The sequence below is a fragment of the Pontibacterium sp. genome (assembly GCF_041587635.1).
Classification (GTDB): domain Bacteria; phylum Pseudomonadota; class Gammaproteobacteria; order Pseudomonadales; family Balneatricaceae; genus Pontibacterium.
The window spans coordinates 1-1,567 of the sequence record NZ_JBFGYC010000716.1 but is presented as its reverse complement, the minus strand read 5'-3'; the positions used below and the strand labels follow the sequence as shown (position 1 = coordinate 1,567).

The following is a 1,567-nucleotide window of genomic DNA, read 5'->3' as shown; positions in this document are numbered from 1 at the left end:
GGAACCAAAACAAAACGACCACCTGATCCAGGTGGTCGTTTGGGTGTTTACTGGTTACAAATCAGACCATAGAGTGGATCAATTCAGCCAGCTTTTTAATGCCAGGTTCGATCCGGTCTGTGGATATAGAGGAATACCCTAAACGGAAATAATTTTTCGGTGCGGGTTCTTGAAGGAAGTGAATCGCCCCAGGCTCAATCAGGATACTTTCCTCTTTCGCCCGCTTCTGCAGCTCATCAGTATCCAGACCCTCAGGGCCTTTTACCCAATAACAGGAGCCACCGAACGTTGGTTGATCATGGGACTCCGGCAGGTGCCGGGTCAGCGCCTCATCCATTGCGCGCCAACGCGTCTGATAGTTACGCATAATGTTCATGATCAGGGAGTCGTGATAACCCCGCTCCAGGAACAAGGCGACTGAACGCTGATTGTTCGCAGCGGGATGCCGCACCATCAAACGACGCAACGCCCTTGCCTCACGGATAAACTCCGCAGGCCCCACCAGATAACCTACACGCAAGCCTGGCGCCAACGTTTTGGACAAACTCCCGATGTACAACACGCGGTCGTTTTTATCCAGACTCTTCAATGCGGGAATCGGGTTAGACTTAAAGTTGGTTTCACTCTCGTAGTCATCTTCAATGATCACGAAATCATCTTCATCGGCCCGCTTAAGCAACTCGTAGCGTCGCTCGATAGGCATCGTCACGGTCGTCGGACACTGATGACTTGGTGTCGTAAATACCAGATCACACCCTTTCAGGCGATCGTCCACCAGCATGCCGTCTTTATCGACGGGAATTGGACGCACCTGTGACGGGTTCAACTTGGCGATGTTGCGAATATCAACATAGCCGGGGTTTTCCAGACCAATCGTACTCTGTTTATCCAATAGCAGCTGCGCAAGGATATAGAGTGCTTGCTGGGCGCCCACCGTCACCAAAATCTGATCCGACGAAGCCCACACACCACGACGGGGCAGCAAACGGGTCCGAATCTGCTCCACCAGCAGCGGATCATCATTATCAAAGCGGTCTGCCGCCCAGTCGCTGATAGACGGGCCACTCACCGCATCACGGCAGCACTCGCGCCAGTTCACCGTTGGAAACAGCGAGGCATCGAACTGACCATAAATAAATGGGTATTCGTATTTTTGCCAATCGCGAGGTTTACAAATATTGGTCTGATCGGTTGGATTCAGCTTAAAACGCTTACTCCATATAGGGGGGTGCGTTGGTTCACCGCGGGTATCAGATTCAGGTTGCTCGGCCAGAGTCACCTGTCCAGACAGAATATCTGGATTCACATAATAGCCACTGCGTTCGCGCGCAATTAAGTAACCGTCATCAAGCAGGTGTTCGTATGCCAACACCACCGTGTTACGCGCCACATCAAGCTGTTGCGCAAGCTTGCGACTTGATGGGAGCGGAGCATCCACCGGGATATTTCCGTTGAGTATCGCCGTTGCGATCTGCTCTCTCAGCTGTTGCTGCAGGCTGCCACCTTTGCCTGGCGTTAAGTGGAATAGCTGAAACATTTACTTCGCCTTCGTTATCGTTATTATTTG

The 1,567-nt window shown here is 51.9% G+C and carries 1 protein-coding gene; it reads right to left on the bottom strand.

The window, feature by feature from the left end; all coding sequences use genetic code 11:
• Window positions 1-61 precede the first annotated feature (61 nt).
• Window positions 62-1,537: a PLP-dependent aminotransferase family protein gene (locus ABYW01_RS21085; protein ID WP_193953836.1), complete on the bottom strand. Its 1,476-nt coding sequence runs from the start codon at window positions 1,535-1,537 to the stop codon at window positions 62-64.
• Window positions 1,538-1,567 lie beyond the last annotated feature (30 nt).